Annotated in this window: 20 protein-coding genes; 17 read left to right on the forward strand and 3 right to left on the reverse strand. The window is 43.9% G+C overall.

Annotation, left to right across the window (positions count from 1 at the left end; all coding sequences use genetic code 11):
* The first annotated feature begins 152 nt into the window (after positions 1–152).
* The 9 genes from JMX03_RS03000 to JMX03_RS03040 all read left to right on the forward strand — a co-directional run bounded on the left by JMX03_RS03000 (position 153) and on the right by JMX03_RS03040 (position 9,441).
* Positions 153–1,685 carry a catalase gene (locus tag JMX03_RS03000; RefSeq protein WP_320158297.1) on the forward strand — a complete coding sequence of 511 codons (1,533 nt, stop codon included), beginning with the start codon at positions 153–155 and terminating at the stop codon, positions 1,683–1,685.
* A gap of 243 nt (positions 1,686–1,928) precedes the next feature.
* Positions 1,929–3,899 carry a molecular chaperone HtpG gene (htpG, locus tag JMX03_RS03005; protein ID WP_201594373.1) on the forward strand — a complete coding sequence of 657 codons (1,971 nt, stop codon included), beginning with the start codon at positions 1,929–1,931 and terminating at the stop codon, positions 3,897–3,899.
* Positions 3,900–4,241: 342 nt separating this feature from the next.
* Positions 4,242–5,732, forward strand: a complete 1,491-nt coding sequence (locus JMX03_RS03010; protein WP_201594375.1) for a C13 family peptidase — start codon at positions 4,242–4,244, stop codon at positions 5,730–5,732.
* A 111-nt stretch (positions 5,733–5,843) separates the two neighbouring features.
* A complete protein-coding gene (fghA, locus tag JMX03_RS03015) occupies positions 5,844–6,734 on the forward strand; it encodes an S-formylglutathione hydrolase (RefSeq protein WP_201575508.1) in 891 nt (296 codons plus the stop codon).
* A 209-nt stretch (positions 6,735–6,943) separates the two neighbouring features.
* The gene (locus JMX03_RS15250; protein WP_374220372.1) at positions 6,944–7,231 is read left to right on the forward strand and encodes a TIGR03643 family protein; all 288 of its coding nucleotides are present in this window, start codon (positions 6,944–6,946) and stop codon (positions 7,229–7,231) included.
* Between the two features lie 114 nt (positions 7,232–7,345).
* Positions 7,346–8,041 (forward strand): ribulose-phosphate 3-epimerase, encoded by a 696-nt coding sequence (gene rpe / locus JMX03_RS03025; RefSeq protein ID WP_201594379.1) that lies wholly within the window; start codon positions 7,346–7,348, stop codon positions 8,039–8,041.
* A 104-nt stretch (positions 8,042–8,145) separates the two neighbouring features.
* Positions 8,146–8,496, forward strand: a complete 351-nt coding sequence (locus JMX03_RS03030; RefSeq protein WP_227695199.1) for a hypothetical protein — start codon at positions 8,146–8,148, stop codon at positions 8,494–8,496.
* 124 nt (positions 8,497–8,620) lie between these two features.
* Complete coding sequence (locus JMX03_RS03035; RefSeq protein ID WP_201575502.1) at positions 8,621–8,932, forward strand: hypothetical protein; 312 nt, start codon at positions 8,621–8,623, stop codon at positions 8,930–8,932.
* Between the two features lie 197 nt (positions 8,933–9,129).
* A complete protein-coding gene (locus JMX03_RS03040) occupies positions 9,130–9,441 on the forward strand; it encodes a hypothetical protein (RefSeq protein ID WP_201575501.1) in 312 nt (103 codons plus the stop codon).
* 225 nt (positions 9,442–9,666) lie between these two features.
* On the opposite strand, the gene rpmG is transcribed toward JMX03_RS03040, so the two are convergent.
* Positions 9,667–9,822 carry a 50S ribosomal protein L33 gene (gene rpmG / locus JMX03_RS03045; protein ID WP_010201403.1) on the reverse strand — a complete coding sequence of 52 codons (156 nt, stop codon included), beginning with the start codon at positions 9,820–9,822 and terminating at the stop codon, positions 9,667–9,669.
* Between the two features lie 38 nt (positions 9,823–9,860).
* Positions 9,861–10,097: a 50S ribosomal protein L28 gene (rpmB, locus tag JMX03_RS03050; protein WP_201575500.1), complete on the reverse strand. Its 237-nt coding sequence runs from the start codon at positions 10,095–10,097 to the stop codon at positions 9,861–9,863.
* 485 nt (positions 10,098–10,582) lie between these two features.
* Between rpmB and JMX03_RS03055 the strand changes: the two genes are divergently transcribed.
* Both JMX03_RS03055 and purU read left to right on the forward strand, forming a co-directional pair.
* Complete coding sequence (locus JMX03_RS03055) at positions 10,583–16,318, forward strand: Ig-like domain-containing protein (protein WP_201594381.1); 5,736 nt, start codon at positions 10,583–10,585, stop codon at positions 16,316–16,318.
* Between the two features lie 215 nt (positions 16,319–16,533).
* Entirely contained in the window at positions 16,534–17,496 is a 963-nt protein-coding gene (gene purU, locus JMX03_RS03060; RefSeq protein ID WP_227695207.1) for a formyltetrahydrofolate deformylase, read from the forward strand.
* A 117-nt stretch (positions 17,497–17,613) separates the two neighbouring features.
* On the opposite strand, the gene JMX03_RS03065 is transcribed toward purU, so the two are convergent.
* Entirely contained in the window at positions 17,614–18,405 is a 792-nt protein-coding gene (locus tag JMX03_RS03065) for a cytochrome C assembly family protein (protein WP_201594383.1), read from the reverse strand.
* Between the two features lie 408 nt (positions 18,406–18,813).
* On the opposite strand from JMX03_RS03065, the gene ffh reads away from it, so the two are divergent.
* The 6 genes from ffh (at position 18,814) to ubiA (ending at position 24,519) form a co-directional block, all read left to right on the forward strand.
* Positions 18,814–20,361 (forward strand): signal recognition particle protein, encoded by a 1,548-nt coding sequence (ffh, locus tag JMX03_RS03070; RefSeq protein WP_201594385.1) that lies wholly within the window; start codon positions 18,814–18,816, stop codon positions 20,359–20,361.
* 198 nt (positions 20,362–20,559) lie between these two features.
* Entirely contained in the window at positions 20,560–21,285 is a 726-nt protein-coding gene (gene tsaB / locus JMX03_RS03075; protein WP_201597746.1) for a tRNA (adenosine(37)-N6)-threonylcarbamoyltransferase complex dimerization subunit type 1 TsaB, read from the forward strand.
* Between the two features lie 140 nt (positions 21,286–21,425).
* Positions 21,426–22,268: an undecaprenyl-diphosphate phosphatase gene (locus JMX03_RS03080; protein WP_201594386.1), complete on the forward strand. Its 843-nt coding sequence runs from the start codon at positions 21,426–21,428 to the stop codon at positions 22,266–22,268.
* A gap of 70 nt (positions 22,269–22,338) precedes the next feature.
* On the forward strand, positions 22,339–23,241 hold the full coding sequence (locus tag JMX03_RS03085) for a class I SAM-dependent methyltransferase (protein ID WP_201594388.1): 903 nt from the start codon (positions 22,339–22,341) through the stop codon (positions 23,239–23,241).
* Positions 23,242–23,298: 57 nt separating this feature from the next.
* The gene (locus JMX03_RS03090; protein WP_201594390.1) at positions 23,299–23,535 is read left to right on the forward strand and encodes a hypothetical protein; all 237 of its coding nucleotides are present in this window, start codon (positions 23,299–23,301) and stop codon (positions 23,533–23,535) included.
* Positions 23,536–23,601: 66 nt separating this feature from the next.
* On the forward strand, positions 23,602–24,519 hold the full coding sequence (ubiA, locus tag JMX03_RS03095) for a 4-hydroxybenzoate octaprenyltransferase (protein WP_201597748.1): 918 nt from the start codon (positions 23,602–23,604) through the stop codon (positions 24,517–24,519).
* Positions 24,520–24,526 lie beyond the last annotated feature (7 nt).

Here is a 24,526-nt window from a genome sequence, read left to right on the forward strand (position 1 = left end):
TTAACAAGGCAACTTAATTGCACTAATAGATTACTATGAAAAAGACTCACCGTTATTCAAACAAACTGACGACTATTCTAGGGCTACTGCTAGAAGCTTATTCAGAATAGAATTTGTACTTTAATCCAATTGCTTTTCAAAGGAGTATCACTATGAGCAACGACATGAGCGATAAAAAATGTCCCTATGCACCGACCCAATTAACGATGGGTAATGGCGCACCAGTCGCTGACAACCAAAACAGTCTCACGGCAGGTAAGCGCGGTCCACTATTGGCGCAAGATGTCTGGCTAAACGAGAAACTAGGCAACTTTGTGCGTGAAGTGATTCCAGAGCGCCGTATGCACGCCAAAGGATCTGGTGCCTTTGGTACGTTTACCGTGACCAACGACATCACCAAGTACACCCGTGCCAAAATCTTTAGTGAAGTGGGCAAGCAGACTGAGATGTTTGCGCGCTTTAGTACGGTTGCAGGCGAGCGCGGTGCTGCTGACGCTGAGCGTGACATTCGCGGCTTTGCGCTGAAGTTTTATACCGAAGAGGGCAACTGGGATATGGTGGGTAACAATACGCCAGTATTCTTTATGCGTGACCCGCGTAAATTCCCAGATTTGAACAAAGCGGTTAAGCGTGACCCACGTACCAATATGCGTTCACCAACCAATAACTGGGATTTTTGGACGCTATTACCAGAAGCATTCCATCAGGTTACTATTTTGATGAGTGATCGTGGCCTGCCAGCATCTTATAGAAACATGCATGGCTTCAGCTCGCATACTTACAGCTTTTGGAATGAAGAAAATGAGCGCTTTTGGGTGAAGTTTCATTTCCGTACGCAGCAGGGCATCAAAAACTTAACTGATGCTGAGGCAGCAGAAGTCGTCGGTATGGATCGCGAGAGCAATCAAAGAGACTTATTTAATGCCATCGAAAATGGTGATTTCCCTAAGTGGAAGATGTATGTGCAAATCATGCCTGAAGAGGAAGCGGATCAAGTACCTTATCATCCGTTTGATTTGACCAAAGTATGGCCAAAAGGGGATTATCCGCTGATTGAAGTAGGTGAGTTTGAGCTCAATAAAAACTCGAACAACTACTTTGTTGATGTCGAGCAGGCAGCTTTTGCGCCAAGTAACCTAGTGCCAGGCATCAGTGTCTCGCCAGATAAAATGCTGCAAAACCGTTTGATTAACTACGCCGATGCTCAGCGCTATCGTGTCGGTGTCAACCATCAGCAAATCCCTGTTAACAAGCCACGTTGCCCAGTGATGAGCAACCATCGTGATGGTGAAGGGCGTGTCGATGATAACTATGGCGGTCGTCCACACTATGAGCCAAACAGCTTTAGCCAGTGGCAAGAGCAGCCTGAGTACGCTGAGCCACCACTCAAGATCAACGGCGATGCAGCACACTATGATTTCCGTGAAGACGATGACGATTACTTTAGCCAGCCACGTGCGTTGTTTAACTTGATGAATGATGAGCAGCAGCAAGTACTGTTTGAAAACACCGCCAGAAATATGGGTGATGCGCCTGACTTTATTAAGTATCGTCATATCCGTAACTGCAACTGGTGTGAGCCTGCATATGGCGAAGGCGTTGCCAAGGCACTTGGTATGACCGTAGAAGATGCCATGGCAGCCCGCGAGTCAGATCCTGCTGGTCATCTGCCTAGTTGCTTGTAATTCCTAGATTTTAAGAATAAACCATTCATTGTATAACGACACCGCCTTAGGACACTAAGGCGGTGTTTTTTGTTTAAACAAGTCTTTGAGCTTGAAATATTTCTCCGCGCCCCTATTAGTAGTAACAGCCTAGCGCTATTTAAAACCAAACGCTCTGATGCCTATTTGATGCTGACTTGAGTGATTTTGGTTTGATTACTGCTGTTTAATAATAAGTTTTGACATACATTAAAGGAGTTTTTTATGAGTGAGCCAAAAAACGACACCCCCATAGCTGATGAGAATAATCCAGAACTAAAAAAACATACGTTTGAAGCGGAAGTGGCGCAGCTGCTGCATCTAGTGACGCATTCGCTATATTCTAATGCTGATATCTTTGTCCGTGAGCTGGTATCAAACGCCTCTGATGCGTGTGATAAATTGCGTTTTGAAGCCACCAATGACGACAGCCTGTACGAAGATGATGGTGAGTTAAAAATTCGTATTGCCGTCGACGAGGAAGCCAAAACCATCACCTTTACCGATAACGGTATTGGCATGAATGAAGCCGATACCATCGAAAACTTGGGAACGATTGCCAAATCGGGCACCAAAGCTTTCTTGGACAAGCTCTCTGAATCACAAAAACAAGACGGTCAATTGATTGGACAGTTTGGGGTTGGCTTTTACTCAGGCTTTATCGTTGCAGATTCCATCAGTGTCGAGTCACGTAAAACAGGTGAGACGGCTGATAAAGGCGTGCGCTGGGTATCTGATGGCACTGGAAGCTTTACCGTTGAGCCCATTACCAAAGAAGCGCGCGGCACCAGTATCATCCTGCATCTAAAAGAAGAGTATTCTGAAGGTGAAGATAACTATCTAGACCGCGGCAAAATAAAGCGTTTGGTCAATAAATACTCAGACCATATCAGTTTGCCGATTCAGATGCGTAAAGAAGTCTGGCAAGAAGATGAGGTTGAGGAAGGCGACGACACGCCAGCTAGTGGACAAATGGTACTGACTGATGAGTGGGAAACCATCAACAAAGCCAGTGCGCTATGGACACGCTCAGCGTCTGAGATTGAAGAGGATGAGTACGCCGACTTCTATAAAAACATTACCTATGACATGGATGCACCGCTCACGTGGACGCACAACCGTGTGGAAGGTCGCGTGCAGTATACGCAGCTGTTGTACATTCCCAAAAAAGCACCCATGGACTTGTATACCCGTGAGCAGCAACATGGTCTCAAGCTGTACGTCAAACGCGTCTTCATCATGGATGACGCCGAGCAGCTATTGCCAATGTATCTGCGCTTTGTCAAAGGGGTGATTGATTCAGCAGACTTACCGTTGAACGTTAGCCGTGAGTTATTGCAAGAGTCACGCGATGTAAAATCTATCCGCGATGGTAACGCACGCCGCGTCTTGACCATGCTCGCAAGCCTTGCCAATAGTGAAGATGAAGCCAAACAAGAGAAATTTGCGCAGTTCTATAGCGAGTTTGGCGATGTCATTAAAGAAGGTCTGGGCGAGGACATGGGCAATCAAGAACGTATTGCCAAATTGCTGCGTTATGCTACCAGCACCAATGATAAGGTTGAGACCAGCTTTGAAGACTACAAAGCACGTATGAAAGAGGGTCAAAAGGCCATCTACTATCTAACGGCTGACAATCTGGCCGCTGCCAAAAACAGCCCGCAGCTTGAGCTGTTTAAGAAAAAAGGCATCGAAGTTATCCTCATGACCAGCCGCGTTGATGAGTGGGCGATGAACTTCTTGACCCAGTTCGATGAGACGCCGCTACAAAATATTGCCAAAGGCGCGGTAGATTTGGGCGACTTGCAAGACGACGAAGAAAAGGCGGAAGCTGAAAAGGCGCAAGAAACCATGAAGCCAGTCGTCGACAAGCTTAAAACAGCATTGGGCGATCGCGCAAAAGATGTCAAAGTTTCAACGCGTCTGGTCGATAGTCCAGCATGTCTGGTGGTCGGTGAAGGTGAGCTGTCTCCGCAGATGATTCAAATGCTACAGCAAATGGGTCAAGATGTACCAGAGAGTAAGCCGACGCTAGAAGTTAACCCTGATCACCCACTCATCAAAAAGCTTGAGAGTAGCGAGCAGTTTGACGACCTTGCACAGGTTATCTTTGATCAAGCACTCTTGGCTGATGGCGGTCAATTAGAAGATCCGGCCGCTTATCTGAAGCGCGTCAATGAGTTATTGATGCGATAGTGGTTATCTTTAAACGATTTGTCTGATGAGTAAAGAAAAGGTCTTAACTATAAGGCCTTTTCTTATGTTTATTCTTTCTATCTACTTTTATAATTTCTACCTCACTCTCAACTTTTTAATCATATTGAAATAAGTGATGGTATCTACAAAACTGCACCGTATTGGTTTTAAGGTGAATTAACTATATCAGCGCTTTTTACAAATCATACTTATTGTCTTAACTGACAATCCGTTACAATCGTGAGAGGTTAGCAAGATAAACTATGAGGTTAGGTTATCAAGATAGGCTCATACTCACTGCAAGAATGCGCATTTATCTTGACTGGATAGAGGTCTAAGTCTTTGCCACTTTCGTCGCTAAAAACCATTTCTCTTCAGCGTTTTTCATTGAATTTCGCTGCCAATATTATTGCCGCTTTATGGATGCTGGTAGGGTCAACCCGCGCGTTTTCTTGGGTGAAGCCAACCTTTATGCAGTTTGCAGCGTTTGCACTATTGGCACTTGGCAGTAATGTGCTTTTTTCGTGGTTGGCTGCTGAGCAAGGAAGTGTTTTCAACGAGCAGGGTTTGGTCAGCTACCTAATTTGGCCAGCGATTATCTCCTTGGGCGGTATCATTCTTGCGCGGCGCTCAGGCAACCAAATGCTATTGTTTGTACCAGTAGTACTATGGCTGGTGGCTGATACACTATCTGCGCTGCTGCAAAGCTTGGTGCAGTTTTTGGGTAGTCAAGGGTGGCTGCCAGACTGGAGCTATTCATTTTTGCCAATTTTGTTTTTAGTGCTGTTTTTATGGCAAACGTTGGCGCTGCTATGGATTTTTGCCCGCAGGCAACGTACGCCTTGGTGGGAGCGTATCATCGTACTGGTAGGAGCGGTGGCACTATTGACCATCTGGCAGCGTAACGTCGCCGACCAGCCTATCTTTAAGCAAATCCCTGTACAGCCTGTGTTACAAGAAGCAGCGCTTTATAAGCAGCCACAGCTATTGCAGCAAGCACTAGCGGGTATCGATCCGAGTACACCAGGCAAGAGTGATTGGTATTTTATGGGGGTTGCGGGATTTTCTGATCTAGATGTCTTCCGCTCTGAGATTAATAAAGTGCGCGAGCTGTTTGATGTGCGTTTTGGCACTAGTGGCTACTCATTGGCACTGATTAATAATACTTATAGCTGGCTAGACGAACCAGTCGCCACGAAGACCAGTATTTTGCAAGGGCTAAAAAGAATTGGTCAGCAAATGAATGCCGATGAAGATGTGCTCTTTATGACGCTGTCTTCACATGGTGATCAAGACTTTATTCATTTATCTAATCCACCCCTTGAGATGGACAATCTGGATGCCACCTGGCTGCGTGGGGCGCTGGATGCATCAGGCATTCGTTGGCGGGTGATTGTGGTGTCTGCTTGCTATTCTGGCTCATTTATCGATGAATTGACGTCACCGACTACTGTGGTTATCACGGCTTCAGCAGCGGATAAGATGTCGTTTGGCTGTACCAATACCGCGGAGATGACCTATTTCGGTCAAGCATTCTTTGCTGAGAGTCTGCGTGAAAGCAATAGCTTTTCTGCTGCTTTTAAAGAAGCGAGTCTACGTGTCAGTGAACGTGAGAGCTTTATGGGTTTTGAGCCATCAGAGCCACAAATGATCGTTGGTAGTCTGATGAAGACAGCATTGCCTGCATTTGAGCAAGTACTGTTTGATAAAGCGCGTTCACCAATCGCCAATGTTACTGACGGTACTGGCAATACTGACGATGGCGCTATTGACATATTGTATGAAGATGCTACTAATACTAGTCTGCCTATGACTACAACGACTACTAATTAGGGCAATTCCTAATTAATAAATGCTATTCATTTTTTAGTGCTTACTCTTTGGTTTATTAAATAATTTTATAAATCATCATTTGTTTTAATTTCTATAAAAAGGATGTTAATCATGAATAATGCTTACAATAAAAGTTTATCTGCCAATACCCAGCTTACCCAAATCAGTGTGAATCGCTGCTTTAATGGTGAGCAGCATTACTATAGTCACGAATCGACGGCTACTAAGACACCGATGACGTTTAGTATTTACCTGCCAGATGAGGCGCTGTTAGGACAACGCTGTCCTGCAGTTTTGTATTTGTCAGGTCTGACTTGTAACGCAGATAACGTCACTCACAAAGCGCACTTTCAACAAAGATGTAGCGAGCTTGGCATGATATTTATCGCACCTGATACTTCTCCTCGCAGTAGTGAAGACACCGATGTGCCGAACGATGAGCGTTATTTTGTCGGTCAGGGTGCAAGCTATTATGTGGATGCGACGCGTGCGCCATGGGCAGAGAACTTCAATATGCAAAGCTACATCGTTGATGAGCTTTATGACCTAGTACGCTCTGAGTTTGCGATTAGCAGTATCGGTGTGACAGGACACTCCATGGGTGGTCATGGAGCATTGTTATTAGGTTTCAAATTCCCAAGTAAGTTTGTCAGTGTCTCAGCATTATCGCCTGTCTGTGCAGCCAGCGAGTCTGCTTGGGGTGAGGCGGCCTATACAGAGTACTTCGGTGACGATAAGGCGCTATGGGCGCAGGCTGATGCATCACATACTATCAAAACCGTTGGCCGTCAGTACTCGAGTATCTTAGTAGATCAGGGCGCTGCTGATAACTTTTTGGCAGAAGGACAGCTGCAAACGGCTAAGCTACAACAGGCTTGTGAAGAAGCCAAGCAGCCGTTAACACTCCGCTATCAGGCAGGCCACGACCACAGCTATTACTTTATCCAGACAGTCATCAATGATCATATTGAGCATCACTGGCGCATGGCGCAGCTGAGCTAAAGGCTGATGTCTTATGCTGTTTTAAAAATTAAAAGGTAAGTTATATGGCAAGTTATCAAGATTTAGCAGCAGTGGACGTAGATACCAAATCAGCGCTTGCGATCATGCAAGCTGACATGGAGGCTGCTTTGCAAAATAAGCAGCACGCCAGTGTTGATGTCGATGTTAATGTTAATGTCAATGTCAATGTTAGTAGCAATGGCAAGCCGATAGGCTCTGTCAAATCACGCAATGAGACAGGCGGTAAAGTGCTTGATGAGGCGCAAGTCTCACGAGTGATAGAGATGGCCTGGGAAGACAGAACGCCATTTGCAGCGATAGAGCATAGCTATGGACTCAATGAAGCCGCTGTCATTAGACTGATGCGCCATGAGTTAAAACCTTCGTCCTTTCGCTCATGGCGTCAGCGTGTGACCAATCGTGCGACTAAGCACCAAGCAAAACGTTCATTTGCCGTCGGTCGTGCTTACTGTAAGACTCAATATAAACAGCGCTAGTGAGTTGAATATTCAATCTAAGTCTTTTAAAGATTGAAGCTTTACTTGGACCAGTTCCAAGTCTTTTTTTATTTTATGACACTTTTATATAAACATGAATTAGGTAATTCAATTATGAGCAGTCCTTCTAAACCCTATCTCATCGCCCCTTCTATTTTATCTGCCGACTTTGCCAGACTGGGCGAAGAGGTAGAGCGGGTATTGGAGTCTGGTGCAGATGTCATACACTTCGATGTCATGGATAACCATTATGTGCCCAATTTGACCTTTGGCAGTATGATCTGTAAAGCGCTGCGTGACTACGGTATCGATGCGCCAATTGATGTGCATCTGATGGTCAGTCCTGTCGACGGTATGATTGAGCAGTTCTTAGAAGCGGGTGCCAGCATCATTACCTTCCATCCAGAAGCCAGTGGGCACGTTGATCGTTCTCTAAAGCTTATCAAAGATGGCGGCGCTAAATGCGGCCTTGTGTTAAACCCTGCGACACCCCTACATTATCTAGATTATGTGATGGATACCGTCGATCAAATTTTACTGATGAGCGTCAACCCTGGATTTGGTGGGCAGTCGTTTATTGAGAGCACTTTAGACAAGGTGCGCGAAGTGCGTCAGCGTATTGATGCCAGTGGTCGCGACATCAGACTTGAAGTCGACGGTGGTATCAAAGCCAGTAACATCCGCGCTATCGCTGAGGCAGGTGCGGATATGTTTGTTGCAGGCTCTGCTATCTTCAACCAAGAGGATTATAAAGCCGCCATTGATGAGATGCGTCAAGAGCTTGCTTTGGTCATCAATAGCGGTCATTAAGTAAGCATAAGATTAAAGTAACTTTTAAGACATGAAGTCTAATAAGTGGCTTGTAAAAGCGACTTGTCAGTATCGACGTGTTTTATGCCACACAAAGGTGCATTATGGATAAGCCAACCACGCAAATGCCAGATGATAATCAACAGCGCCCTCAAGATCAGCCACGAAGCTTAGTACCTAAAGGGATTACCATTGGCCTAGCAGTGTTTTCATTAGTGCTGAGCCTTGCAGGTTATGGTTTTCGCTTGATGATAGGTGAAGATATAGAGTCAGTGTTACGTCATGCGGCGTTCATCGTACCCGCATTTGTCCTCGGTATTCCATTGCTGTTTTGGCTTGGCTCACGAGTGTTCAATAAAGTAAAAGGTACCCATATCGAGACTAGAAACGCCTTAACGCTTGGTTGGCTGACCGCTTGTGTGTCCATGCTGTGGCTAATGGGTACTTACAGCTAATCCGCTGCTTGCAAACCCAGTCGGCTGTTTTGACTGGTAAATGGAACGATCATCAAACCTGTCATATTATTAAAATTTTTACTCATCAATAAGTCACGCTTTTTGGGTGTGACCGGACGCTAGCATGCCAAAAACCTCTAATAAAATTACTGATATTATCTTTCCAAAAGACTTACCAAACGGTTTGTTTATCGCCTTAATCATTGCCTGCTTGCTGTTGGGTTTGGCGTCATTGCGTCATGGTACCGATCTGCAAGGCTGGCTTGGTGTGTTTGAAAACTGGCTACTCATGCTGCTGATCTTTCCCACCGCGACGGCGACAGTCGCGCTACCATTTAAGTACCGTGACCCAAGCTTTGAGCTAAAGCTGGCTTATTATCTGGGTATGTTCGTCGCATTGCTATTTACCTTAGCAAAACTACGCTACTGGCGTTAGAGCAGCGACTGTTTTTACACAATCAATAAATAGATTAAGACCTACTCATTGATAACACTTGTGTTACAGCCCTTGAATTCTAAGCTCAAAGCGTCCATTGTATGAATAAGACAGTTTTACCCGTATTGCTGTATAACGATAATTTTGCTACATGCGATTTTTTGCCAGTATATGACGGGACAATAAGGAACACATAAATGCCATATGATATTGATAATGAGATTGAAGTAGACAACGATAACCAAGATAGATTTGCAGGATTCGGTAAAGAGACGACTCTTGAGTTAGTCGAAGCAGACGATGGTAGGTTATTGCTGCGCGATGCCGAACAAGATGATGCACCGCTGATGACCATTGATTTTTCTGACAAGCTAAAAGAGTTGCTCGGCAGTGATACTCAAGCCATCGGTCAGCATATGATTCATGCTGCCATTCAGGTGATTATGCAAAAGCAAATGAGCCAGTGGCATGCGCACGTCTATGACAAAGAGCCAACGCACTATAGCTGATACACTACTGCATACTCTGGTTTGGCTAAGAGACTTTGTTAGAGTAGAGTTTGTTAGAGTGGTGTGAAGGTGAAATAACTAGATAGAGACAGTCAATTATAAGTATAAGTGACTGAGATAGCAGCCAATAAAAAGACAGACAATAAAAAGGGCTTATCAATTGATAAGCCCTTTTTATATTTCAAATAACGTTGTTTATAAGTGGTTAAGCTTATAAAAAATAAATTATTTGATTTTTGCTTCTTTAAAGATCACGTGCTGGCGAACTTTTGGATCAAACTTTTTGATTTCCATTTTGCCAGGCATAGTGCGCTTGTTTTTGGTAGTGGTGTAGTAATACCCAGTACCAGCAGTCGATACTAATTTGATTTTATCTCTCATGATAGCTTTCCTTTAGATGGTGGCGATAAGCGCGTGGCTTAAACTTTTTGACCTTGTGCGCGCAAATCTGCTAACACTTTATCAATACCAACTTTGTCGATGATGCGCATACCTTTGGTAGACACACGTAGACGTACAAAACGGTTTTCTGATTCTACCCAAAAACGATGGTTGTGAAGGTTTGGTAGAAAGCGACGACGGGTTTTGTTGTTTGCGTGCGAAACATTATTACCCACCATAGGGCGCTTTCCAGTCACTTGGCAAACTCTAGCCATGAGGAACTCCTAATCTATGAGGTATGAGGGATTCTCATACCAGTCTGGGCAAGTCGCGCGTTTTTGCGGCATGGACACAGCAAGCGTTACTTTTGCACCAAACAAAACTATATGAAGGTTGAGCTGGTATTTCTGTCATCTAAAGGCAAATAACAGGACGACCAATTCAGAAAATTTTAAAGGCGACATTTATACCACAAATACAATGAATACTCAAATTATTTTGTGACTATTGTCGTCATACAAGTCAGCTATTATACCCTGAATTTGCATTGCTATGTGATTGATTAGTTAACCCAAAAGTATAATTTTTTGTTGTAACTTACAACAGAAGTTAGTAAAGTTGATGTTATAAAATTAATACGATCTATATAAATAGAAATTATACTGTAATATAAGTAATTATATTTTTACATACCCTTAGATTGGGAACGATTCTTGCTTGTTTTTACGAATATACATCATTGCCGATTCGGAGTTCAAAAATGTCCTATAGTTCACTACCTTTTACTTCTAAGTTGTTTCAACTCACTTCTTTGACTTGCGCATTGGCATTGGCAGGTTGTGGTGGTGGTGATGGCGATACCGTAGATTCTGTCGCGCCAGCACCTGATTTGGGTGTTACCCAACCTGGTACTGGTGGTAATGGCAATACAGGTGGTGGCAACAATGATGGTGGTGAGCAAATACCTGTAGAGGATTTTAGCTTACAAAAACTCTATACTGATCCAACTATCATAAAGCTCACCGATGAGCCTGTCACATTTAATGTTACGGCTAAAGCAGTAGCAAAATCAGGTGGTGCAGCGATTAACAGATCGGTGAGTTTGAGTATTGATGATTCTACCAATACTGGTGTAACTATTCAGGGTGCTAGCGTCCAGAACACGAATGACAAAGGTGAAGCTATCTATGAGCTGAAGCTCAACCCACTAGTGCTTAATGAGAAACAGAAAGCCGACTTGATAGGTAATGGTTTTGGATTAAAGGCAACCGCCAAACAGTCATCAGATGGCTCAGTACTTACTCAGGTTACGACAATTAGTGTTAGAAAAGATGGCAGCGGAGAGGGTGCAGAGGTTATTGAAAGTAAGCTTGAGATAGGCACCTTATTAAATACCAGTTCAGTATCTAATAACATTTTAAATATTTATGGTGATAGTGCCAAATTTGAAGTGATTATCAAAAATAAAGACGGTGCTCGCGCACAAGACGTAACCGTAGGTTTGGGCATTGATAGCATCAAAGGTATTGCCATTATAGGCGGCAATAGCAAAGTGACAGATAAGAATGGTGTCGTTACCTTTGATATAGAAGTGGATAAAAATCTCTCAAAATCTGAGCGTGATGCACTTTTAAAGGGTGTAACCTACGCTGTCAATATCAGAGAAAAAAATGGCGCAACCAAAACCAAAACAGGCAAGCTATCTGTCGCGATACCTGTCTCCGATTACATGCTTAATGCCACAAGCAATAGCAATAAGATAAATGCTTATGGTGATACGCAGAAGCTAACCATTAAAGCAACCCCTAAAAATAGCAAAGTGCCAACGATTATTAATGGTGCAAAAGTATCTATCAAGCTTAATAGTGATACTAATGGTATAAGCTTAAGTACTAATATGCTTACACTCAATGCTAATGGTCAGGCGACAGTAGATTTGATAGTAGCACCAACATTAGATGCCGCGACTAGAGCTAGGATTGCAAAAGAGGGTATTAGCTATACTGTTAGCTTATCTGAGCCTAATCGTTCTACCACGACAAAAACTGTTAAAAGTAGCGTTGAAATCCCTATTGCAAAATATGACATTAGTTTTGATAATAGCAGTAAAAAACAGTTATCAAGTTCAGGTGGTACAGCGGCTATTAGTTTCCGTGTGAATGATAAAAATGGTGGTGCGATTGCTAATCAAAAGGTAACAGCAAGCTTGCCAAAGGTTTTAACAGACGCGCGTTTGTTAACATTTGATGGCGCTGCTGAGCAAATTACCGATGCTAAAGGTATGGTTAGTTATACTGTTATTGTCCCAGCAGGCTTGACTGTATCTCAAAAAGAGACGCTAGAAAAGGCAAATAGTTTTGTATTAACAGCTACTGTCACCGAAGCCACGGGTGCTAGTAGTAGAGTTAGTAGCGAACCTATCGCAATCGGCTCAGATATTGGTCAAAGTGAGATTGCTTTAACCGCTAAGAGTGTACCTTCTTTGGTTAGTGTCTTAGATGAGCAATTTACCTTGCAGGTTGCGGGTAAACGTAAAGATGGCAGTGCTGCAGCTGGTAAGTCAGTCAAGCTGATTATTAACAAGGGAGATGGTGCTACTGTTGTTGGTAACAAACAAACCACTAATGATAGCGGCATTGCGACATTTAAACTCAATATCAGCCAAAGCTTAACGCCGACCCAGCGTGATACATTGATTAAATCTGGGATCAACTACACTGCTGTTCTGACTGATGAAGACGGTACTCAATCTACAATCACTGCTACTGTAAAAGTTGTGCAACCCTCGACTAGCATCAAATTTGCTTCTATTATCACACCAAGTATCAGTGAGTTTGGCGGAAGTGGTACTATCAGTGTTGAACTAGCCACTAAAAATGCACCTATCAAGCCTATTGAAAAACAAGTAGTAGCTATTCAATTGGGTAAAGCAGCGCTTGATTATGGGGTTACTGTTAATGCCGCATCAGGAATTACTGACTTTAGTGGTGAGACCACGTTTATCGTTACTATTCCAGAAGGTCTGACAGCAGAAGAGCGTACTGAGCTTAAGCGTATCGGTATTAACTATCAGTTATCGTATATCGAAAAAGGCGTCACCTACTCTGAAACCAAGAAGGTCGTTATTACGACTCCTGACGTTGATTTGACGGTAATTAACGCACCTAATCTTATTAATAATCGTCCCTTTTATACACTAAATGGTGAAGGTGATACGGTTGTTGTTAATGCTGGACTAAGTACTCGAAACACTAGCTTTAGTATTAGTGGTCAGCCTATCGAGTTGGAGTTTGCTAACAAAGAATTGGCAGCACTGTTAAACGTAAATGGTAAGCCAGGCTCAAATATTAATATTGTCGACACTGGCGCTACGGGTGCAGCGAGCTTTACGGTTATTGTGCCTAATAATTTAAACAAGGATCAAAAGGCGGCACTTAAAAACCAAAAACTAACAGCTACTTTAACCGAAACATTGACAGGTAAAAAGCAAGAAATTCAGTTTAATATACAGTCAACCAAAGCCGCTATCGATCTTATAGCTATTAAACCTGAGACCCTGAATCTCAATGGCGGAGAAGTTCAAATTGAGGTAATAGCTAAGGATAGCAAAGACAATGTAATAGAAGGGCAGAAAGTGTTCTTGGCATTGCCTGCCGCTATTGCTAGCCAAGGTGTTATTCTGGCAACCAGTGGTACTCAAACTACTAATGATTCTGGTAAAGCAACTTATACTATTGCTGTACCAACTGGTCTTACTGCTGAGCAGAAAAAAGCGATTGGCAATAGCTTTACGGTTGTATTGTCAGCCGCTGATGCAAACGGTAATATCGCTACCAAGATCAGTACTGTAACCACAAAAACCCCTGCGGACAATGGTACCCAAGAAAACCTAACCATTGGCGCTAATAAAGTCGTTAATACCAAAGGCGATACCTTTAAAGTCTTTGTACGAGTGGCGGATAACGACAGCAGTATCGCCAATCGCGAAGTGCGCTTAAATGTAGATGACCCTATACAAACTGGCGTTACCATTACTAATAACACCGCTAAAACGAATGGTGACGGTGTAGCAACTTTTGATCTCACGCTTATAGATGATGCTAGGGTCAATCAAGTGGTATTAGAAGGCGGTATCAAACTAACAGCAACCACTACGACCGCTGAAAATATTAAGTTAGTACAGAACTATATCGTCGCAGTAGATACTGCCACGATTGATAGTTACCAGATAATAGCCTCTTCTGATAAATCCACTCTGAACACGGGCGGCGACCAGACCAATGCCACTATCCGTGTCACTGACAGCAAGGGTGGTATCTTAGCTGGCGTGCCTGTACAGCTATCTATTGAGAACCTTGAAGCCAGTGGCGCAGCTTTGACCACCCCAAGTATGGTAACGACTGATGCCAGTGGTCAGATCGATGTGGGCGTTTTATTGGCCGCCAATAGTATCAACGCGCGTCTCAATCATAGCGTGGTGATCAATGCAAAAATAGTCACGCCACAATATGATGCGAATGGCAATGTCAGTATGCAAGTGCGTGAAGAGAAATCATTAAGCTTGTCCGCAATAGGTACGCAAATCACTCTATCGGCTTCAGAAACCAATCTGCAAGATGGTGCGCCTACTACTATCTCCACTACTCTCATAGATGGTGCAGGACGTGCTATTGCCAATGCTCGTATGGAGCTGGTGAATGCAAATGGTGATGTGATTGCCCCAAGTGTGACCGCAACTACCAATGCGGATGGTGAAGCGGTATTTACTATCAACGAGACTGATCTGAGCTTTGATAGCAATGGTAACCTGCGCGTTTTCGCTAGAGCATTGGGTGAAGGCTCGATCAATATTCAGCGCAGTCTGAGTAGTATTGATCTGGTAAAAGTCTCGCAAGCAGGTATTAGCTTTATTAACATTAAAGATATTTATAATGTCGATGAACCACAAGAGATTCAAATCCAAATCCGTGCTGATAACTCTAATCAAGCGAACTCACTAATAGGGAAACAAGTAGAGTTACAAACCTCATTAGGTAGCTTAATTGCCAATTATCTAGATAAGTTTAATGATGATGTCATCATTACTAAGCCTATCCAAGCCAGTGACATACAAGGAGAGGTGATTGCTGTTAGGGTATGGCTAAAATCGCAATTAGCGGGCACAGCAGTATTACAAGCTAAGGTATTGGGAGAGACGCAACAAAACGGTGAGCTACGCTATCAAACTACCGTCGATACACGTTTCCGTGCTACCACACCTGCCAAGATGTTATTCCAAGCGGTGAAGTCGGTGATCACGCCAGGTGGTAGCACCGAAATCGTCGCTACGGTAAAAGATAAAAATGATGTGCCCGTAGAAGGGCAAACGGTGGTCTTTAGCCGTGCGGCAGACTCATCCGCAGGTCGCTTATCGGCTGCTACAGCGATAACAGACAGTAAAGGCGAAGCGCGCGTGGTGTATAAAGCCAATGCCAGCTCTCCTATCGGCGGTGTGAAAATCAATGCACGCTTATTAGATAGTACCTTTGGGGTTCCTGATAAGACCACTAATATCACTGTTTCAAAAGAAGCGGTCTATACCACTTTGGCATTTGGCAATAAGTTATCCTCTGATGATATTTACTACACCGTACAGGGATCAATTTCAGTGATGGATGGTTCGGGACGTTCGGTACCTAATCAAGAAGTGTCAATTAAGTCTTATGCGACTGATTATGCACAAGGTAAGGTGTGTCTGCTAAACAGTACCGTGACCTTCCAAGGAAGAGAGACGACTGATAACAACGGTGTTATAACTACACCGGATCCTTTAGTTAAGGAAGATAAAGAGTTAATTCAATTTGAGTCAGACTGGATTAATAGTGAAGATGATCCAAATTATAACTTTACGTTTGATAAGGATCCAAACTACAATTACACCTTAGATAAAAACCAAGATCTTAATGGCAACGGTATACTTGATACTATTAATCCAGTCGCTATTATCGGTGGTACGGTATCAGATGATGGTTATACCTTTATTACTAACGAAGAAGGTCGCGCTGACTTTAGTATTCGCTATCCAATGCGCTACTCAAACTGGGTCAAAGTACGTTTTGATGCCACTACTTTCTTAAATGGTAGTGAAAATAAGCAAAGTATTCATTACAGACTTCCATTTGCAGAGAGTGATAAATCTATTAATGGCTCAAATGTAGAGTCGCCATGGATTGGCGCTACTAGTCCATTTGGTGATGGGGGCGTAGAGTGTGTAAGTAGTATGAATATTAAGGTTGACGAAAGAATAGGAAGCAACGGTTATACAGCAGTTAGTTTGTTATCTAGTTCGAAAAATAGTCAAAATTATACGATTTCTATTGGTAGAGAAACTAAGACAGATAATGGTGCGAATCATCCGTTCTATTCAGTTGACTTTAATCAAGCCTTTAGTTTGGGCTCTGTCATTAATGTCAGTAATGATGGTATTAAATTTCCAAAAACTATCTCAGTTGATTGATTTTAAACATAGTTATAGATGATAAAAAAGCCCTCAATCAAATTGAGGGCTTTTTGCATTGGTAAACTCAATAACCAAATACAAGCAACTCAATCAGCAATTTTCTCAAAAAGCGATTAGAATAGTCAGTTTCTTATACTTTTATTAAATTTTTGCTTTGAGCGTTAATGCTTAATGGCAGACAGACTTGTTTTTCTTTTTGAATTGGGCGCACTATGTCAACTACTACAACGTCAACTAATACCACATCAAACAGTACAACGGCGGCTTCAGCATCGAGCACACCGTCGAAGACATCCTCTACTAATACAGCCGCTGCGGCGGCTATCGATACCGCAACCCTGTCGATCAAATGCCGTGATCAAGCGGGTATCGTGCAAGCGGTATCTGAGTTTATCCATCGCTATGGCGGCAATATCATCTCTCTTGATCAGTATTCAACTGCCCATGAAGGCGGGCAGTACTTCATGCGTTTGGAGTTTGCCTTAGCAGGGTTAAGCGAGATCATTGATAACTTTGAAGCCAGCTTTGGGCATACAGTGGCCAAACGGCACAATATGGCTTGGCGACTACACGACAATGCGATTAAAACCAAAGTTGGCATCTTGGTGTCAAAGTTTGATCATGCACTGTTAGATTTGCTATGGCGTCATCAGCGCGGTTTATTGGATTGTGAGATTACGTCTGTCGTCAGTAACCATGAAGACTTACGCCAAGCGGTAGAGAACTTTGGCATACCCTTCCATCATGTACCCGTGACCAAAGATAATAAGGCAGAGGCAGAAGAGCAGATCCATGAATTGATGGCAGGTAATGACTTGCTGGTATTGGCGCGCTATATGCAGATCCTGTCGTCTGATTTCATTGAACACTGGCCGATGCAGATTATCAACATCCATCATTCGTTCTTACCTGCCTTTGTCGGGGCAGATCCTTATCGCCAAGCCCATGATAAAGGCGTCAAGCTTATTGGAGCGACCGCGCATTATGTCACTGCTGAGCTTGATCAAGGACCTATCATTGAGCAAGACGTGCATCGGGTGACCCATCGTCAGAGTGTGGTAGAGCTGCGTGCTATTGGCCGTGATATCGAGCGCAATGTATTGGCACGCGCCGTAAATTGGCATGTGCAAAACCGCGTGATTGTGGCAGATAATAAGACGGTGGTGTTTAACTAGCTTTTCATTAGAGCGATTTTAAACCGAGAATAGCGCGTTAAAAAAGCCGCCAGTATTATCATTTCATAATACTGGCGGCCATATGTTTTTTATTACATTGCTACAGTGAAACTGAATCTATAGCAGCATCTCTAACACAAACTTGCTACCGACAAAACCAATAGCCAGTAGTATAAAGGCATAGATAGTGATGTCGGTCGCGCGTTTGCCACGCCATCCAGCGCGCCAGTTGCCGAGTAGTAACGCCCCAAATAATAACCACGACAGCACGCTAAAGACTGTCTTGTGGGCGATGTGCTGTGCCATTAAGTCTTTTACATAGACAAAGCCAATGCCCAAGGCGATACTCAGCAGGACAAAACCGACCAACAGCATATCGAATAATAAGCTCTCCATGCTTTGCAATGACGGCAGCTTATTAACCCAAAAACGGTGTATGGTCTGATGCTTAAGTTCACGAATCTGTAGACGCAAAAACAGCGCTTGCACCGCGGCCATCAGCAGCACACAATAGGCGGCAAACGATAATAGAATATGAGTCTCAAGCCCAATACCGATATCTGTCAAGGGTTGATAAGGGGCGCGGCCAACATAGCCAATCGTCAACCCTACGAGTGCAGTTGGTGCAGCTAGGATACCGAGGCTAATAATCGGGCGATATAGGCTGAAAAGTACGTAAAACAATAAGAAAAACAAGCTGATCAGGCTAAGCACGTTAAATAGATTAAAGTTCAGCCCATACAGGGTGACGACATATGGATAGAGTAGCGTCGCATGCGCGAGCATACCGACTACTAATAACCCCAAGCTGATGTTTTTGTTAATAGGTTTATCCTGAATCAGCGACCAACCAATATGGATGCTAACTAAGATATAAACCAGACTAGCCAGTAAGAATGCAAGGTGCACGGATAGAAAACCTCATCTCATAATGAGCGCAAAATAGCCGCTCAATCTAACGCTAAAGTGGTATTATCAGAATGATTAGAATAATCGTCCAATTTATCATAAAATGGGTACCAATTGAGTATCATCTTGCTTATCGCCTACAAATGCTTGTGGTCAGCCAATGATAGTAAGGATGAGATAACAGCGGAAATAGGTGAATTATAAATTATGGCGCGCTTCCTTTTGCAAAACGACTATCAATTTTGAGCCGTGTTAATGCTATAGTATTGATAACATGCTATTTTTTGCTGTTTTTCGAAGGAAGGTAGCATGGCTGAATATTACATCACACATCCTAATACTATTTAAAAGTTATTTGAAAACTATTTGAATTATTTAACTAAGAATTATTTTAACTGAGAGTTATTTATGTTTGATACCTTAACAGAACGCTTATCGTCTAGCCTGCGCAATATCGTAGGGACTGGGCAACTGACTGAAGACAATATCAAAGACACCTTGCGTGAAGTGCGCATGGCGCTGCTAGAAGCCGACGTGGCGCTCCCTGTGACTCGCGACTTTGTGAAGCGTGTCAAAGAACAAGCGCTTGGTGCTGAAGTGCTCAAAGAGTTGGCACCAGGACAAGCATTTGTAAAAATCGTTCACGACGAGCTGACTGAAATGATGGGCAGTGCTAACCAACAGCTTGAGATGACGGGTAAGCCGCCAGTTGTTTATCTCCTAGCGGGTTTGCAAGGTGCGGGTAAAACCACCACTGCTGGTAAATTGGCGAAGTTTTTACAAGAGCGCCATAAGAAAAAGGTCATGCTAGTCTCAGCTGACGTCTACCGTCCAGCTGCTATTGCCCAGCTTGAGCAAGTAGCGGGTCAGGTCAATGCCAAGTTTGTCAATTCAACCACAGATGAAAACCCTATCGATATCGCCTTACGCGCTATCGAAGAAGCCAAAATCCAATATCAAGATATTTTGATTATTGATACCGCAGGTCGTCTACATATTGACGATACCATGATGGATGAGATCAAAGCCCTCACGGCAGCGGTTAATCCTTCTGAGACGTTGTTTGTCGTTGACGCTATGACGGGTCAGGATGCGGCCAATACTGCCAAAGCCTTTAACGATGCGCTGCCGTTAACCGGTGTTATCCTCACCAAAACCGATGGTGATGCTCGCGGCGGTGCGGCATTGTCTGTACGTGCTATCACCGGTAAGCCGATCAAGTTCTTGGGCCGCGGTGAGAAATTAGATGCGTTAGAGCTGTTCCATCCTGAGCGTATCGCCCAGCGTATCCTTGGCATGGGTGACGTACTGAGTCTGGTCGAAGAAGTCGAGCAAAAAATCGACCGTGATAAAGCCGAAAAAATGGCGAAAAAGATGCAAAAGGGCGGCGAGTTCGACCTTGAGGATCTATTGACCCAGTTTCAGCAGATGAAAAGTATGGGCGGCATGGCAGGTTTCTTAGATAAAATGCCAGGCATGGGCGGCTCTGATATGCAAAAGGCGGTTGAAGATGCTAAGCCTGAAGAAAAAGTACGTGAGATGGAAGCCTTGATTAATTCAATGACGCCGTTTGAGCGTAAAAATCCAGATAAGATCAACCCTAGCCGTAAGCGCCGTATTGCCGCAGGTTCGGGTAAAGAGATTCAGGACGTCAATCGTTTGCTCAAGCAGCACAAACAAATGGCAAAAATGATGAAAATGATTTCCAAGCCTGAAGGCATCAGCAAAATGATGAAAGCGGTACAAGGCTTAGCAGGTGGCGGCGGCGGAGCTGGCGGTGGTGGTCCTCTATTTGGCGGTGGCGGTCAGCAAGGCGGCGTCAAGGATGTGAATCCACAACAAATGGCGAAGCAAATGGGGCTGGATCCAAACAACATGCCTAGCACCGAAGAGATGCAAAAGCAGATGCAAGAGATGCAAAATCAAGCGCCAAAGAAGTTTAAAACGCGCTTTTAAGTAGGGGCTGACCTTATCAGCACTATCAATCTCATGAAACCCAAAGCTAAAGTAGTTTTGGGTTTTTTTATGGATAACATACTTATATGCCCTTTAATGAATAAAGTATGAAAAACGTAGAAATTAATAAAATTCGCCTATCCTAAATGCTATGATAGGCGCTGATTTATAATACCAAGACGATAAGCCGAGGTTGTGATGTTTTTAGCAATGGATACCGTGTTTGATCAGTGTTCGATCGCGATTTTAGATGCGAGTGGTCAAGTGCTGTCGAGTCGTACCGAAACAGGTAAGCGCCAGCAGACCCAGCAAATTCTGCCGATGATTGATGCTGCTCTGTCTGAGGCTAAGTTGCGCCTTGCTGACGTAGAAGCATTGATATTTAACCGAGGTCCTGGTGCGTTTAGCGGTATACGGATCAATACGGCAGTGGTGCAAGCGCTATCTGTGGCGCATGATTTGCCCTGTGTGGGTGTCTCAAGCTTGCAAGCGATTGCGCAGCAGGCCTATCAGCAGTATGGTCTGACGCAAGTATATAGCGCCCTTGATGCACGCATGCAGCAAGTATATTTTGGCCAATATGAAATAAAAGATAGTGATAAAGCAGGCAATCAATCAGGCAATCAATTAGACCGTGCCATTATGCAGCCTGTACTGATTAATGAAAGTGAGAGCACTGAGCAGCTGCTCGATTATGACAGCCAAACCGTACTTAATCTGCCCATCGTCGGTAATGGTGCGACGCTATTAACATTACATGATGATCAAGTATGTTATGAAGATGTCTGGCCAGATGCAGTGGTGATAGGGCAGTTAGGCATTGCTCAGTTTGCGACCTCTGGTGGTACCGATGCGGCGAATGCATTACCCAAATATCTGCGCAATCAAGCGTGGAAGACTCTCAAAGAGCAAGGTAAAGCATAGTTTTCTATTAAGTTAAAAGCTATCTTGTAACGACTAAAATCTAGCATCAGTTATGCACAAGCTAATACAAAACAATGATAGCTAATACAAAACAACGATAATACAGGACAGCCATTAGGTCTGTTTTTAGGAAGTTAATTGTGGATATACTGTTACTAATTCAAGCGGTCATCATGGGTATCGTTGAAGGTATCACTGAGTTTTTACCTATCTCTAGTACTGGCTACTTGATTTTATCAGCAGATTTGATGGGGTTTTGGACCAAAGACAAAGTTGATTTGTTTGTAGTGGTGGTGCAGCTTGGGGCTATCTTGGCGGTTATCTATGACTATTGGGGCAGACTCTGGCAAGCACTGATGGGGCTGCTGACTGGTAAAGCAGAAGGCATGAGTAATCCAAGACAGCTTGGGCTGAGCTTAATTGTCTCTACCATTCCAGTAATGATAGTGGGCTTTACCTTTGCCGATGAGATCAAAGCGTATTTGTTTAATCCCATCGTGGTAGCGATAATGCTAATCATCGGTGGTCTGCTGATATTCTATGTCGAAAATCGCCCTAAAACAATTATTGCGCAAGAAGCAGAAGACGTCAGCCTAAAGACAGCTCTGATGATAGGTCTGTTTCAATGCCTTGCTTTGGTACCAGGGACTTCGCGCTCGGGTGCGACTATTATTGGTGCGCTTTGGCTTGGCGTATCACGCAAGGCCTCGGCAGAGTTCTCTTTCTTTTTGGGCATTCCTGTCATCGTCGGTGCCGCACTACTGGATTTGCTGAAGCATCATGAGGTGTTGACCAGTAGCGAGGACTGGTTGGTATTAGGCATAGGCACCGTGGTGTCTTTTGTTGTCGCCTTATTATGTATACGCTTATTGGTCGCTTGGGTCAGCCGTCGTGACTTTAAGATCTTTGCTTGGTTACGCATTATCACAGGCATCATCGTACTGGTCGCTGCTTGGGGTTTTGGCTATCAAATGGCAGGCTAGGATTTATAATGGAATAGTTTTTGATGGTAATACATGTGCTCTTAAATACTAGAAAGGAATGGCAGTTAATATGACCAATGTGAAGCAAGTACTGACCGCTCATATTAACTGCCCGCTACTTTATGTTAGCGAGTCGCAGCAAGCACAGATTGAGAGCCTACAAGACTTGATAGAACAGCATCAGTTGTCCATCACTTTAAATACCGAGCTGTTTACCGATAAGCTTAATCAAAAACGTCGCCAGCAATTAAGCCAGACAGCAACCCAACCTATATTGTTGTTGGATGAAAAAAATAAACTGTCATGGCTCAGTGATGGATTAAGCGTGGCACCAGAATGGGATAAGCTACAGCGCCGTGTGGTGAGTGCCGGACGCAAGTCTGAGTTATTATTGCAAGCTGCTAAAATTACCTCGGATAGCATGATTATTGACGCCACCGCAGGCTTTGGTCATGACAGTTTGATACTGGCCAGTACCGGCGCACAGGTTACTATGCTTGAGCAACAGCCCTTGATGGCGTTATTGTTACTAGCTGAACAGCAGCGGATGAGTGTACTGCCCAATTGGCAAAAGCTGATGAGCCGTTTGCAGATTATTAATATTGATGCGCTCAGTCATTTTGAAAAATTACAGACTGATGCGATAGATAATAGTAAAGAAAATGATGCGAAAGTAGTTGATGTAATATATCTGGACCCTATGTTTCCAGAAGACAGCTATCAAGACAGCAAAACGGGTAAAGGCGCAAAAGTGGGCAAGCATATGCAAGCCTTGCACCAATTGGCTAGCCCGCCAACATTAGAAGAAGAGCTGCAATTGCTACAAAGTGCGCAAGCAGTCGTCAGTCAATATGCTCAAAAACAAGGCCGCGTAGTCGTGAAGCGTCCGCAGTTTGCGCCGTTACTTGCTAATCAACAGCCGAGTGAAAGCTGGAGTAATGAAGCGGTACGTTTTGACGGTTATTTTGTATAGGGTCTGTTGAATGAATATACTGTTGAATCGGTCGGCTTATAAGTTGAGGAGTAAGAAATGTTAACGCTGGTTATTTGGGCGGTGGGTGCAGGTTTATTATTGATCAATATCATGCTACGTACTCGCATCTTAAGGTTAGAGGCGCGTTTGAAAGAGCAAACAGGAACACAAGCGTATTTGGCTTATTTGCGTCAGCATGCTGGCAAAGGCGATGTTGCAGCCATCAAAGCCCTGCGCAAAAAACATCCTGAGCTGTCTTTGGTTGAGGGCAAAAAACTATGGGATCAGTTATAAAACAATGATGAATAACACAACGATTAGTATAAGAATTGAGTAGTAATGATGTATAAGTCACCAGTCATGAGTCCAAAAGATAAGCTATATGCCTACATGCAGCTGACACGCTTTGATAAGCCTGTGGGTATTGAACTATTACTATGGCCAACTTTATGGGGTGTGATGTTGGCAGCGATGGGTCAGGCGCAGCAGCAAGGGGCAACGGCAGGTCTGCCAAGCCTAAAGATATTTGTGATATTTGCACTGGGCGCGATTTTGATGCGCGCGGCAGGCTGTGCGATTAATGATTTCGCAGACCGTAAAGTCGATGGTCATGTGACTCGCACCAAAGGTCGACCGCTAGCTGATGGGCGCTTATCTGGCAAAGAAGCCATTGCTGCATTTTTAGTGTTGGTATTACTCAGTGCCAGTTTGCTCTTCTTTTTGCCCATTGCCGTGTTTTATTGGTCGCTTGGTGCAGTCATATTAGCGTTCATTTATCCCTTTATGAAGCGCTATACGCATCTGCCACAAGTGTTTTTGGCAGCGGCGTTTGGTTGGGCGATACCGATGGCGTACGTGGCCGTGCAAGGCGCTCCTGATATTTGGTGTTGGCTGTTGTTCATCGCTTATATGTGCTGGACGGTGGCGTATGATACCCAGTACGCCATGGCTGACCGTGAGGATGATCTAAAGATAGGGGTCAAATCAACGGCGATATTATTTGGCCGCTATGATGTGATTATTATCTCGCTACTGCAAATGATTTTTTTGCTCATTATGGGCGTGGTCATGTGGCATTATTTTGCGCCGACGACATTAGGTGTCACCCCAGTCTTTGGTTTGGCGCTAGTAGCGATGATGTTTGCCAAGCAAAACAGCGCTTGTGCCAGCCGTCATGCTTTGACCTGCTTCCAGGCATTTTTGGCCAACATATGGGTAGGACGCTATGTCTTTGCTCTCATCGCCATCGCTTGTCTATGGACGAGCATGAAGGGCTAGAAAATAT

The organism is Psychrobacter fulvigenes (genome assembly GCF_904846155.1).
In the GTDB taxonomy this organism is placed as follows: Bacteria; Pseudomonadota; Gammaproteobacteria; order Pseudomonadales; family Moraxellaceae; genus Psychrobacter; species Psychrobacter fulvigenes.